Origin of the sequence: Parabacteroides sp. 52, from assembly GCF_010500925.1 — a bacterium.
In the GTDB taxonomy this organism is placed as follows: Bacteria; Bacteroidota; Bacteroidia; order Bacteroidales; family Tannerellaceae; genus QVMG01.
This window is the reverse complement of record NZ_QVMG01000014.1, coordinates 1-13,853: the sequence shown is the minus strand read 5'-3', so window position 1 is coordinate 13,853 and position 13,853 is coordinate 1. Positions and strand designations below refer to the sequence as shown.

The window sequence follows — 13,853 nt, the reverse complement described above, 5'->3', positions numbered from 1 at the left end:
CATGAAAAATAATATGAAAATCTATTTGTCACTCCTGTTTTCCTGTCTCTTCTTGATGACAACCTCTTGTATCGGAGACCTGGACCAGGAACCCCCATTGGATAAATCGAGTCAATCCATTCATAATGAGGCCGACTGCCAGTCTTTTTTAGCAAAGATATACAGTGGTTTCGGATTGTCCGGCAATGTCGGACCCAGCGGAGATGAACCCGACTTGCAGGGAGATGATCAGGGATCCCTGGTCTTCCTGCGCGGTCTTTTGTCTATGCAGCTTTATCCCACGGACGAAGCGATATGGAACTGGTCGGACGAAGGAATTGTGGAATTATGTGAGATGAACTGGGATTATACCTTGTTTTACGCTTATACTTTCTATCAACGGGCTATGTTGAATATTCGTTATTGCAAAGAGTTCCTGGATGTTTATCCGGCCAACAGTGATATTCCGAATATTGAACTTTACCGCAATGAGGTAAGAGGGATCCGGGCAATGAATTATTATTACCTGATCGATCTTTACAGAAACCCGGGAGTGGTATGGGATGATAGTCCGACAAACGATAAGTCGTGGACTCCCTCTCAAATAGGTGCCCAAGCTCTGTTCGAACTCATAGTAGATGAACTGAAGGATCTCTCAGAAAATTCAAATCTGCCGGAAAAACCTACGATGGCGACATATGGACGTATCACGAAACCGGTCGTTCATACCTTACTCGCAAAAATGTATCTGAATGCAGAGGTATATGTCGGCACGCCGATGTATGACAAGGCGGCTGCCTATGCCACGAAAGTGATTCAGGCAGGTTTCGGACTGGAAGAGAATTATGCCAATCTGTTCTGTGGGGAAAATCACCTGACGGCCACCCATAAGAATGAGATTGTTTATGCCATCCCCTTTGATGATGTGAATGCGAAGAGTTATGGCAGTTCGATTATGGTCACTGCTGCGGCTTATGGAGGCATACTGGATCCTACTTGGTTCGGACTGACCTCTTCCTGGACCTGTCTGAAGCCGACCCAGCAACTGATCGCATTGTTTGATGGGCCTGCATCGGAGGGAAAGAAAGAAAATCAATATGGCAGTCTTATGAAGAAAGACAAACGATATCTGTTCTTCGATGTGAAGGAATACAATGAAGATGGTTCCGTGAAAGAAAGAAGGGATGTCAATACCTTGATGGGAGACTGGAATACAGGATATTTATGTCATAAGTTTACGAATCTCGGATGGGAGGGGAGCGCGGTCTCTCCGACAGGGAATCCGAATACGGACTTCCCGTTGTTCCGCCTGGCAGACCTATACCTTATCTATGCGGAATGTGCGGCACGCAATGCCGCTGGTACCAGCCGGCAAACGGCAGTGGAGTATGTAAACTTATTGCGTCAACGGGCCAATGGGGATGTTTCGCAAAACATTCAGAACTCCCAGTTGACACTCGACTTTATCCTGGCAGAACGGGCCCGTGAATTATATTGGGAAGGACAACGGCGTTCGGACCTGATTCGCTTTGGAAAATTCACCCGGAATTATGCCTGGGCATATAAAGGTGGTGTTCCGGAAGGAATAGAGAATGTGGATGATAAATTTAATATCTATCCGATCAGTGACCGGGATTTGACGGCAAACCCCCAATTGAAACAAAACCCGGGATATGAATCTTTATAAATGAATTGCTTAATAAAAAAGAAGTTATGAAAAAATATAATATATGCCTCTTGTTGATACTCATTCTAGGCCTTATGACAGCCTGTAGTGATGACAGGGATAGCAATCCTTCCCTGCATATTCCGGCCTCTTTTGTCCTGCATACTCCCGGATATGTTACGGGTATCTATGACTTAAAAAATGCGGGAACGATTGAATTGACAACGACACAGCCGGATTACGGATTTACTGCTGCGGCCACTTATAAGGTACAGGTATCCGTCGACAATAATTTTGAAGAGGAATCAAAGTATATCACGTTATCCACCGGATTTACATCTGCCCGCTTGCAGGTGCCGGCTCAGGAAGTAGCCATGGCAATGATGACCTTGTTGGAGGTATCAGCCGAAGAGGATGTGCCGACAGATCCTATTCCTTTGTATTTCCGTTTGCAAAGTACGCTCGGATCGGGGCTTTACCCTGTGTATTCAAACAGCATTGAGCTGCCGAAGGTATTAGGATACTTTGCGCTGAGTGAGGTGACGCTGCCTGAGAATATGTATCTGATAGGTTCGGTAAATGACTGGAACTGGGAGAATGCCTTTGAGATGGTACCGGTTCACTCGGCTCCGGGTAAGTTCTGGCGCGTGGCATATTTGCCCAATGATGCGGAAATAAAGTTCAATAGCGCGACATCCTGGGATGGGAATGATTTTGGTTATAACGCAGACTTTTTCTCTGTTTCTACCCTTGCTTATGCCGGATTGGAAGATGCCGGTGGGAATATAAAGGTGAAAAAAGGAGGCTGGTATATTGTGATTGTATCTACCGCTTTGGAAGGACGTGATTATACATATACCATCGAGTTCCTGGCCCCCGATGTCTACCTGACAGGGAATACGGCCGGCGGATGGGATTTCTTTGACAATACGAATAAATTCGTTGTGCCGGAAGGGGATGGGGAATTTGTCTCTCCCACTTTTGTGGCTTCTGATGAGTTGCGTATGTGCGTGAAATTACCGGATACCGACTGGTGGAAAACAGAGTTTATCGTTCTGGGTGGAAACATTGTTTACCGCGGTATCGGTGATGATCAGGAACGTGTTTCGGTAGCGGCCGGACAAAAAGCCTATTTGCACTTTACAACTGGCAAAGCATCTGTAAAATAGTGATAATCCTTTAAATCCGAAAAAATGAAAAAGATATGTATATATTTCTTATCTCTTCTCCTGGTGGCTTTGACAGCTTGTGATGAAGACTTTAACAAAGAGGTGGCTCCTCCTCAATCGAATGAGCAGGAAGAAGCGAAAGCAGTCGATTTTCAGGTGACTTTAGGCAAGGACCTGACTATACCGGTCTTTTTGAATGACTTGGATCCGGCTGCCTCTATGCAGGTAGTATCTGTCTCTTCAACGCCTTCGCTGCCGGAGGGGGCAACGCTCTCTTACCGCTTGCAGGTATCCCCAACGGAGGATTTTACGGCAGCGGTGGAACTGCCTGTCACCGGCAGTGATAAGACCCTTTCTGTCACTGCGGCAGACCTGGATAAAGCGGTACAGTCAATGTATGGAAAGGCACCGGAGGCTCGCTCGCTTTACTTGAAAACGGGGGTGTATATTACGACTGGTACATCCAGCATTTTAGGAAATGCCAATGTGGTAGGGCCTGCAACCGTGACCCCTGTCTCTTTATCGCCTGAATTGCTCTATCTGTATGTGCCGGGCAATCACCAGGGATGGAATCCGGCAGCGGCTCCTTCGCTTTATACCGAAAATATGGATATGATTTATACCGGATTTGTCTACCTGGACGGTGAATATAAATTTACCTCTGCCCCGGATTGGGACCATACGAACTACGGTAGTGCTGGGCAAGGCTTGCTCTCGAATGACGGAGGGGCGGGCAATCTACAGGCGGAAGCCGGTTTCTATTATCTGAAAGCCGATCTGAACTTATTGACTTATACGCAGACAGCTACTGTCTGGGGATTGATCGGGGATGCGACACCCGGTGGTTGGGACAATAGTACGCCTATGACGTACGACCGTGTGACTAATACCTGGACGGTGACTGCCGATATGTCTGCCGGTATGTATAAGTTCCGGGCAAATAATGCCTGGGATATTAATCTGGGTGGGGACCTGAACCAGCTTACATTCAATGGAGAGAATATATCCATTGAAGAAGGTAATTATACGTTTACCCTCCAGTTGTCCAACCCGAAAGAGGGATACAATTGCCGTCTGCAAAAGAATTAAGTATACATCTACAAATAGCTGAATCAGGGCTGTTCTTCTCAGTCGACACTCCCTGATTCAGCACTATTTACCTGGTATGAAAATAAAATTCATTTTCTTTCTATGCCTGCCTTTTACCTTGTGGGGGCAGCTTACGTCTCACCCTGTATACTTCTCAGACAAGGAGGCGGTAGAGATTGTTTTTGATGCGGCCGCAGGGAATAAGGGACTGCAGGGGTATACCGGAGATGTATATGCACATACCGGAGTTATAACGGATAAAAGCAGTCATGGACAGGATTGGAAATATGCTCCTGTGTGGGGAGATAATGCCGCTAAATACAAACTGACTTCTTTGGGAAATGACAGATGGAAACTGTCCCTCACTCCCCATGTCCGCGCTTATTATCAGGTGCCGGAAGGAGAGACCATCCTTAAACTGGCATTTGTCTTTCGCAGTGCGGATAATAAAAGAGAAGGAAAAGGAGTGGGAGGGACGGATCTTTTCCTGCGCCTGGAAGAAAATGAATTTACGCCTGTTGCACCGGAAGAAAAGAAAAGACCGGCAGATATCATAGACGGTATAAACTACGTCGATGAGCAGACAGTGACCCTGCTTTTGTATGCGCCCGGAAAAAAACATATACATCTATTGGGGGATTTCAATCATTGGGAAAAAAACAATGCATATCAATTCTATAAAGACGGGGACTATTGGTGGTATACCTTAACCGGTCTGGAGAAAGGAAAAGAATATGGTTTTCAATATCTGATTGATAATTCTTTCCGGACAGGGGATGCGTATGCGGAGAAGATACTTGATCCGAACAACGACGATCAGATACCTGCTACTGCCTATCCGGGACTGAAGGCGTATCCCAAAGAAACAGAAGGTATCGTCTCTGTTTTTTGCACCTCCCGCGATGTATATACATGGAAAATCTCAGACTTCCCGCTACCATCCCAAGAAGAATTGGTTATTTATGAGTTATTGGTCCGTGATTTCACGGAAGAAGGAACAATCGCAGCGGCATCAGCCAAACTGGATTATCTGAAAACCTTAGGGGTAAATGCTATTGAGTTAATGCCTATCCAGGAGTTTGAAGGGAATGATAGCTGGGGATATAACCCGACCTATTTCTTTGCCGCAGACAAAGCTTATGGTACACCGCAGGCGTATAAAACGTTTATCGATGAGGCACATCGCAGAGGGATGGCCGTTATTCTGGATGTGGTATTTAATCATGCTACCGGATTGCATCCGTTTGCCCAGCTTTATTGGGAGACAGAGGCACCGGCAGCAGAGAACCCCTGGTTTAATGTAACGGCTCCTCATCCGTATAGCTTTTTTAATGATTTTAATCATGCTTATAAAGGGACAAGGGAGTATTTCAAGAGGGTATTGACCTATTGGCTGGAAGAGTATAAGGTGGACGGTTTTCGTTTCGATTTCACCAAAGGGTTTACGCAGAATGAGTCCACATCCGATGCGGCTGTTAGTGCTTACGATGCTTCCCGTATTGCTATTCTGAAAGAATACAACGACCAGGTTCGTCGTGTCAAACCGGATGCCTATGTTATCTTGGAACACTTCTGTGACTCCAAAGAAGAAAAAGAATTAGCAGAAGCAGGCATGATGCTTTGGAACAATCTGAACCAGGCTTATGCGGAAAGTGAAATGGGTTGGAAAGGGAATCTCAGTGATCTTACCGGTGGCAGTTACACCTCTCGCGGATGGAAGGAGCCGGCTTTGGTCACTTATAGGGAAAGCCATGACGAAGAGAGACTGATGTATAAAATGCAGAAATATGGAAATGGGGCAATGCAAACGGATCTGTCCTTGCAATTGCAACGAGCGGCTTTGGGCTCTGCCTTTTTGTTTTGTACGCCTGGTCCCAAACAGATCTGGCAATTTGGGGAGCTCGGCTATGATGTCTCTATCGAAGAAAATGGACGGACAGGCAAAAAGCCGGTTTTATGGGAATATCTGCAAGACCCTGACAGGAAAAAGCTATATACGGCTTATTCGACATTGATAAATTTTCGTGTACAAAACCCGGCATTATTTGTTCGCCCTTCGGCTGTCCAAATGCAAACAACGGGTACGGATTGGGAGAATGGACGGGCTATTCGTTTGCAAAGTCCGGAGAAAGACCTGGTCTTACTGGGTAATTTTACGGAAAAGCAGATAGAGATGGATGCCGGTTTCACAACGACGGGCACCTGGGAAGAGTTGTTCTCAGGAGAATCTATTTCCGTAACAGAGGAAACCAAAAACAGGAAGATCTCCCTTCCTGCGCATGCATACAAATTATTTACGGTCGATAAACACCTGACAGATAATGAGAAGATTTCATCGAAACCTTTTGACTGTCACTATGATCGTCGCTCTGGGGATTTGTATCTCTATTCTTATCATCCGCTGCAGTCCGTCTGTTTGTATAATATAATCGGACAGCCTGTAGCCTTGGGAAAAGATACCGGCAGTTACAACCTGCAATCCCTTGAGCCGGGTATATATATCTTATATATAAAGATTGCCGGAAAATCATATACCCAAAAACTTATCAAATAAAAATGTGTTTTATTCATATCTTAAAAAAACGATTCATATGCTATTTAAATCGAACTATTTAATGCTTTTATGCTTCTGTCTCTGTTATACGACAGGCATTGCTCAAAAGATAACATCACCGAACGGTGATTTGGAATTGAACTTCTCTCTCCACGAAGGGGGTATCCCTACCTATCATCTGTTCTACAAACAGGGAGAAGTCATCAAACCCAGTCGGATGGGATTGGAACTGAAGCCGGAGGCCGACGGCCGTGATTTCTGGGATTTCTCACCAGAAGGTACTGTGGTACAGCAAAAAGATGAAAAGACGAATCTCTATAGTGGCTTCCGCATACTTGATTCAACGGTTTCTTCTTTCGATGAAACCTGGCAGCCTGTATGGGGAGAGACCAAGGATATCCGCAATCACTATAATGAATTGGCTGTCACATTGGATCAACCCCATACCCGGCGGCAGATGATTATCCGTTTTCGTTTGTTTGACGATGGCTTGGGTTTCCGGTATGAATTTCCTCAACAAGAGAATCTGATCTATTTTGTCTTGAAAGAAGAAAAGTCAGAATTCGCCCTGACTGGCGATCATATTGCTTTCTGGTTGCCGGGAGATTATGACACACAGGAGTATGATTATACTACATCGCGCTTAAGTGAAATACGTGGACTTATGAAAACGGCTGTTACGCCCAACTCCTCTCAAACGCCTTTCTCTGAAACAGGTGTGCAGACCTCGCTGATGATGAAAACGGATGAGAATATATATATTAACATACACGAGGCCGCTCTTGTTGATTATTCCTGTATGCATCTGGAACTGGATGATAAAAACTTTGTTTTCTCCTCTCATTTGACTCCTGATGCGCAAGGTAATAAAGGACATTTACAGGCTCCTTGTGTGAGTCCCTGGCGTACTGTGATCGTCAGCGATGACGCTCGTACGATTCTGGCATCTCATATGACCCTGAACCTGAATGAACCGTGTCGGATTGAAGATACTTCCTGGATCAAACCCGTGAAATATGTAGGTGTATGGTGGGAAATGATTACCGGAAAAAGTGCATGGGCATATACGAATGATCTTCCGAGTGTTCAGCTGGGAGTAACTGATTATACGAAAGTAAAACCGAACGGCATACACGGAGCCACGACTGCCCATGTGAAAGAATATATTGATTTTGCTTCGGAGCATGGCTTTGATGCTGTATTGGTGGAAGGCTGGAATGTCGGCTGGGAAGATTGGTTCGGTAAGTCCAAAGATTATGTCTTTGATTTTGTAACTCCTTATCCTGATTTTGATGTGAAAGAGATACAGCAGTATGCCCAACAAAAAGGGGTGAAGATGATGATGCATCACGAGACCTCCTCTTCTGTCCGTAACTATGAACGTCATATGGAAGCGGCTTATCAGTTTATGCATGCAAATGGTTACAACTCTGTGAAAAGCGGTTATGTGGGGGATATGATCCCACGGGGAGAGCATCATTATGGACAATGGATGAATAACCATTACCTGTATGCTGTCAAGAAAGCGGCTGAATATAAAATTATGGTGAATGCGCACGAGGCTGTCCGTCCTACCGGTTTATGTCGTACATGGCCTAATCTGATTGGGAATGAGTCGGCCCGCGGAACAGAATATCAGGCATTTGGAGGGAATAAATCCAACCATGTCACGATTCTTCCTTTTACCCGTTTATTGGGAGGACCGATGGATTATACCCCCGGCATATTTGAGATGGAGGTGAAGAAGATAAATCCGGGGAATCAATCCCATGTAAATGCGACTTTGGCGAATCAGTTGGCTCTATACGTTACGATGTATAGTCCGCTGCAGATGGCTGCCGATCTGATCGAACACTATATGCAATTCCCGGATGCTTTTCAGTTTATTAAAGATGTGGCGATGGATTGGGAGGACAGTAAATACCTGGAAGCAGAACCCGGTGAATATATAACGGTTGCCCGCAAAGAGAAAGGCAAAAATAACTGGTTCATAGGAAATGTATGTGGAGAAAAAGGGTTTCTTTCTACGATTTCTTTTGATTTTCTGGAGCCGGGCAAACAGTATATTGCCACCCTGTATACGGATGCCAGGGATGCACATTATAAAACCAACCCGCAGGCTTATGCGATACGTAAAGTAGTGGTGACGAATAAGTCCCGGCTTCGTCAACAATCGGCTCCCGGCGGAGGATATGCTATTAGCCTTTTCGAGGTGACCGATAAAAGGCAAACCAAAGGCTTGAAGAAATTATAAATGACTGACCTCCTCCATGCGGAAGTGGTATAAAACAAGATAAAATGAAAAAATATATTCTCTTATTCTTTTTATTTGTTTGCTTTCAGGATTCTCTTTTTTCCATAGATGTGAAAAAGATAGAACCTGCGTTCTGGTGGGCGGAAATGAATAATACGGAACTGCAGATCCTGCTCTATGGCGATCGTATTGCTGATTGTATGTTGGATATATCTGCTACCGATGTGCGTTTAAAAGAGACGGTTCGTTTGCATAATCCCAATTATCTCTTGCTTTATCTGGATCTGACAGAGGCAAAAGCCCAAACGTTTGATATTATACTCCAACGGGGAAAAGAACGAAAAACGATTGCCTACGAGTTGAAACAGAGAGAGGCACGTTCTTCTTTACGGGAAGGATTTAATGCAAGCGATGTTCTTTATCTTATTATGCCGGATCGTTTTGCGAATGGCGACGTTTCAAACGATGTTATTGCAGGGATGAAAGAAAATCAAGTAAATCGCGCAGACCCTTTTGCCCGGCATGGAGGAGACCTAAAAGGTATTCAGGAATATTTGCACTACATCAAAGACTTAGGAGTGACGGCGATCTGGCTTAATCCCATACAGGAAAATGATATGCCGGCAGGATCTTATCATGGATATGCGATTACGGATTATTATAAGGTGGACCGACGTTTAGGGACAAATGAAGATTTCAGAGAACTGACAACGCATGCCCATAAGAATGGACTGAAAGTTGTGATGGATATGATTTTTAATCATTGTGGAAGTGAGCATTTTCTTTTTCGGGATAAGCCCTCTTCCGATTGGTTTAATTTCCCACAGGGATATGTGCAGACATCTTATAATACCACGACACAATACGATCCTTATGCATCTGATAGTGATAAGAAGAAAGCCCTCGATGGTTGGTTTGTAGAACCCATGCCGGATCTGAATCAAAGAAACAGGCATGTCGCCCGTTATCTGGTACAAACAAGCCTGTGGTGGATCGAATATGCCGGCTTACAGGGGATTCGGCAGGATACACATCCTTATGCGGATTTCGACTTTATGTCTGCCTGGTGTAAAGAAATAAATGAAGCATATCCGGACTTTACAATTGTTGGTGAAACATGGTATACGAATAATGTGGGTGTTTCGTATTGGCAGAAAGACAGTAAGCTGGCTGCTCCTCGGAATTCCAACCTGCGCTGTGTCATGGACTTCCCTTTGATGGATCTTATGACAAAGGCTTTTGAAGAAGAAGCGGATTACGGAAAAGGAGTGAATCGTCTGTATGAGTATCTGGGTCAGGATGTTGTCTATGCTAACCCTTTGGAGTTATTGATCTTTTTAGGGAATCATGATACCTCCCGTTTTCTTAAAAACGAAAAAGACGCCGCGAATATGGATCGCTTGCGGCAGGCCTATGTATTCCTTTTGACCATGCGGGGGATTCCTCAGATCTATTACGGGGATGAAATCGGTATGTATGCGGATAAGAAAGACGGAGATGGTCTGTTGCGAGCCGATTTCCCGGGAGGATGGCCGGGTGATGCTTTCAATGCCTTCTTGCCTTCGGGGCGTACGGATCGGCAAAATGAAATACATTCTTTTTTGAAAAAATTGCTTTCCTGGCGAAAGAATAATGACGTTATTGCTGAAGGTGGCTTGACCCATTTTGCATCCAATAACGGAGTGTATGTGTATGAACGTACATATAATAACAAGTCCGTGGTAGTAATCCTGAATGGTACGGATAAGGGACAAACATTGGATCTGATGCCTTATCAGGAAATCTTACGGCAAGGTACAGTAAAAGATATTTTATCCGATGAGATATACCCTCTCCCTGAAAAGTTAATCCTCAATCCGAGGCATGTTCTTCTCTGGGAATTCTAACAGATGATAAGCCCAGACATACATACTATTGTAACAATGACCCCGCAGTATTTAGTCTTCTAAAACTGCGGGTTTGTTTGTAAGTTTACGTAAATTTGCCCCCTTACCCAAATAGAGAATGTAAAAATGGAAAAGAAACACTCTTTTCAAGGCCTGACACAAGAGCAGGTAATAGAAAACAGACGATTATATGGTGATAACCTGTTGACTCCTCCTCAAAAAGTTTCTTTATGGCGTTTATTCCTGGAAAAGTTTGACGATCCTATTATTCGCATTTTATTGGTCGCCTGGCTTCTATCCCTGGTTATTGCCGGTATTCATTCTTGGGGACCGGAGGCGGAAGGTTTTAAGGCTTTTTTGGAGCCTATCGGAATCTTTTTTGCCGTTTTATTGGCTACCGGTGTCGGTTTCTTCTTTGAAGTAAGAGCCAATAAAGCTTTTGATGTATTGAATAAGGTTGATGATGATACATTTGTCAAAGTGATCCGGGAAGACCGTATATGTCAGATCCCCAAAAAAGAAGTTGTTGTAGGAGATATTGTCTTATTGGAGGCAGGGGAAGAGATCCCGGCAGACGGTGTACTATTGGAGGCTATATCCATGCAGGTGAATGAATCCACGCTTACCGGTGAGCCTGTGGCGAATAAGACAGTAGATGAAAATGAGTTCGATCTGGAAGCTACCTATCCTTCGAATGTCGCCATGCGGGGAACTACCGTTGTTGACGGACATGGGGTGATGAAGGTCGAAAAGGTCGGAGATGCAACGGGCTATGGAAAAGTATATGAAGGTTCTCATATTGACAATAACATAGAAACTCCTTTGCAGATCCAATTAGCTGGATTGGCTAAAGTGATTAGTAAAGCCGGATATTCTATTGCCGGAATCACTTTTGGGGTATTGTTGGTGAAGTTATTTCTCTCCTCTCAGGGTATTCCGTTTGTTGATATGATAGGCTCTATCCTGCATATTTTTATGATTGCCGTGACCTTGATCGTGGTCTCTGTACCTGAAGGGTTGCCGATGAGTGTGACCTTGAGTCTGGCCTTGAGTATGAACCGCATGCTGAAGACCAATAACCTGGTACGTAAGATGCATGCCTGTGAGACAATGGGGGCTGCAACGGTGATTTGTACGGATAAGACAGGCACGCTTACCCAGAATCAAATGCAGGTATATGAGACGCAGTTTTATGATCTGAAAGAGCAACAATTGGGAGAGAATACCTTGAGTGATTTGATTAAAGAAGGTATCTCTGTTAATTCAACGGCTTATCTGGATTTCTCGGAAGAAAAGATAAAGACCTTGGGGAATCCAACGGAAGCAGCCTTGCTTTTGTGGTTGCAGAAGCAACAGGTGAATTATCTGGATTTGCGGGAAGGAACCCGGGTGATTGACCAACTTACCTTCTCTACCGAGCGTAAGTATATGGCAACCCTTGTGGAATCTCCTTTGTTGCGGAAGAAGGTGTTGTATGTAAAAGGCGCTCCGGAAATTGTATTGGCTAATTCCAATCAGGTGGCCATCGGTCAGACGGAAAAAGCAGTTGACCTTTGTCGGAAGGAGATTGAATCTCAGCTATTGGATTATCAGAACCAGGCAATGCGTACCTTGGGATTTGCTTATCAGATAATAGACAATGAAGAGGCGGATGCCTTTTTTGTGAATGGACGATTGGCGCATACGAATCTTACTTTTATAGGCATTGTGGCTATTTCTGACCCGATTCGCAAAGATGTGCCGGCTGCTGTTCGCAGTTGTATTGAGGCGGGTATCGATGTGAAAATTGTTACCGGTGATACGCCGGGTACCGCCAAAGAGATAGGCCGGCAAATAGGTACCTGGCAACCGACGGATACGGATCATAATATAATTACGGGACCCGATTTTGAAGCTTTAAGTGATGAGGAGGCATTGAACCGTGTCATGCATTTGAAAATCATGTGTCGTGCCCGGCCTACCGACAAACAACGCATGGTTCAATTGTTGCAACAACAGGGGGCTGTCGTGGCTGTTACCGGTGACGGAACCAATGATGCACCTGCCTTGAAAGCAGCACAGGTGGGCTTGTCTATGGGGGATGGTACCTCGGTGGCGAAAGAGGCAAGTGATATCACCATTCTGGATAACTCCTTTGCCAGTATCACACGGGCGGTTATGTGGGGACGCTCTCTCTATAGAAACATTCAGAAGTTCCTTTTGTTTCAGTTGACAATCAATGTGGCAGCCTGTTTGATCGTGCTGTTGGGCTCCTTATTGGGAGCGGAATCACCGCTTACTATTACCCAGATGTTGTGGGTAAACCTAATCATGGATACCTTTGCCGCTGCAGCTTTGGCTTCCTTGCCGCCCAATGAAAGAGTGATGAAAGATAAACCGCGCAAGAGCGGAAAAGGAGGGGATTTTATCATTACCCGGCCGATGGTCTATACTATCTTTATTGTCGGAATCTTATTTGTGGCTATTCTGATCGGCATATTATTCTTTTTTGAATCCAAAGGGGGGCTTACTCCTTATAAGCTTTCCTGGTTCTTTACCTTCTTTGTGATGTTGCAGTTCTGGAATATGTTTAATGCCAAAGCTTTTTTAGAAGGAGGTTCTGCCTTTATGCATATGAATGGAAGTAAGACTTTTCTGTTGGTGGCCTTCTTTATCCTTGTCGGTCAATACCTGATCGTTACTCTCGGAGGTGAAATGTTTAATGTGGTTCCTTTGACCTGGAAGGATTGGGGAATAATCATTGCCTCAACCTCTTTCGTTTTGTGGATAGGAGAGGGGTATCGTCTTTTTGTTTATCTTTTCTCCCGGAGAAAACAATAAATCAGTCTATAATTCCCAATTGTTCCCCCCTTTCAGGGCTGATATAAGGGGATGTATTGCGACCGTGGGATTGCATCCCACGGTTATTCACAGGAAACCCCTTCGGGGTAATCCCTACTATCTCTTTACCTGTATATATAAGCTACCTGTATATACATCGTTATCTTATTGAAAATAACCCAAATACCAACTGTGTTGACCGGCACTGTCTCGGCTCCTCTTCTTATCCAAGAAGAGGAGCCGAGATAGTGCTAGTCACTAATGATTAATTGTTAATTATAAATTGTAAATTATAATCTTTCACGCTTCACTCATCGTTCATCGTTCATCGTTCATCACTAATCACTAATCACTAACCATTAATCGTTAATCACTAATCGTTAATCATTGATCATTGGCCAAATTAAGAAATCCACGCCTTATATTAGGAAATAAT

General features: G+C 44.4%; 7 protein-coding genes. All 7 read left to right on the top strand.

Annotation, left to right across the window (positions count from 1 at the left end):
* Position 1 precedes the first annotated feature (1 nt).
* Positions 2-1,666: a RagB/SusD family nutrient uptake outer membrane protein gene (locus D0T51_RS08960; RefSeq protein ID WP_163728185.1), complete on the top strand. Its 1,665-nt coding sequence runs from the start codon at positions 2-4 to the stop codon at positions 1,664-1,666.
* Between the two features lie 26 nt (positions 1,667-1,692).
* The gene (locus D0T51_RS08955) at positions 1,693-2,814 is read left to right on the top strand and encodes a SusF/SusE family outer membrane protein (RefSeq protein ID WP_163728182.1); all 1,122 of its coding nucleotides are present in this window, start codon (positions 1,693-1,695) and stop codon (positions 2,812-2,814) included.
* A 24-nt stretch (positions 2,815-2,838) separates the two neighbouring features.
* Positions 2,839-3,903, top strand: a complete 1,065-nt coding sequence (locus D0T51_RS08950) for a SusF/SusE family outer membrane protein (protein WP_163728178.1) — start codon at positions 2,839-2,841, stop codon at positions 3,901-3,903.
* A 76-nt stretch (positions 3,904-3,979) separates the two neighbouring features.
* Positions 3,980-6,457: an alpha-amylase family glycosyl hydrolase gene (locus D0T51_RS08945; RefSeq protein WP_163728176.1), complete on the top strand. Its 2,478-nt coding sequence runs from the start codon at positions 3,980-3,982 to the stop codon at positions 6,455-6,457.
* 61 nt (positions 6,458-6,518) lie between these two features.
* Positions 6,519-8,711: a glycoside hydrolase family 97 protein gene (locus tag D0T51_RS08940; RefSeq protein ID WP_239056761.1), complete on the top strand. Its 2,193-nt coding sequence runs from the start codon at positions 6,519-6,521 to the stop codon at positions 8,709-8,711.
* Between the two features lie 44 nt (positions 8,712-8,755).
* Positions 8,756-10,597, top strand: a complete 1,842-nt coding sequence (locus D0T51_RS08935; RefSeq protein WP_163728171.1) for a glycoside hydrolase family 13 protein — start codon at positions 8,756-8,758, stop codon at positions 10,595-10,597.
* Between the two features lie 126 nt (positions 10,598-10,723).
* Entirely contained in the window at positions 10,724-13,417 is a 2,694-nt protein-coding gene (locus D0T51_RS08930) for a calcium-translocating P-type ATPase, PMCA-type (RefSeq protein ID WP_163728168.1), read from the top strand.
* Positions 13,418-13,853 lie beyond the last annotated feature (436 nt).

Coding starts and splice junctions, on each gene's coding strand:
- D0T51_RS08945 (WP_163728176.1), top strand. CDS start 3,980: ATGAAAATAAAATTCATTTTCTTTCTATGCCTGCCTTTTACCTTGTGG.
- D0T51_RS08955 (WP_163728182.1), top strand. CDS start 1,693: ATGAAAAAATATAATATATGCCTCTTGTTGATACTCATTCTAGGCCTT.
- D0T51_RS08960 (WP_163728185.1), top strand. CDS start 2: ATGAAAAATAATATGAAAATCTATTTGTCACTCCTGTTTTCCTGTCTC.
- D0T51_RS08950 (WP_163728178.1), top strand. CDS start 2,839: ATGAAAAAGATATGTATATATTTCTTATCTCTTCTCCTGGTGGCTTTG.
- D0T51_RS08930 (WP_163728168.1), top strand. CDS start 10,724: ATGGAAAAGAAACACTCTTTTCAAGGCCTGACACAAGAGCAGGTAATA.
- D0T51_RS08935 (WP_163728171.1), top strand. CDS start 8,756: ATGAAAAAATATATTCTCTTATTCTTTTTATTTGTTTGCTTTCAGGAT.
- D0T51_RS08940 (WP_239056761.1), top strand. CDS start 6,519: ATGCTTTTATGCTTCTGTCTCTGTTATACGACAGGCATTGCTCAAAAG.